We start from the raw sequence: 215 nt of genomic DNA, 5'->3' as shown, positions 1-215 counted from the left end.
CGCCAGATCGCGGCCAACGCCGGTGCGGAAGCATCGATCGTTGCCGGCAAGATCCTCGAGAACAAGGGCCCGACCTTCGGCTTCAACGCCCAGACCGGCGAATATGGCGACATGATCGCCATGGGTATCGTCGATCCGGTCAAGGTCGTGCGCACGGCTCTCCAGGACGCGGCCTCGGTCGCCGGCCTGCTGGTCACCACCGAAGCCATGATCGC

Annotated in this window: 1 protein-coding gene; it reads left to right on the top strand. The window is 65.6% G+C overall.

Features of this window, described 5'->3' with window-relative positions:
* Positions 1-215 (top strand): TCP-1/cpn60 chaperonin family protein (locus tag AC0L3I_RS37115; protein WP_473530251.1); only part of this gene is annotated, 215 nt, incomplete at both ends.

This window comes from Mesorhizobium sp. WSM4840 (assembly GCF_055811755.1).
This window is presented reverse-complemented; position numbering and strand designations above follow the sequence as displayed.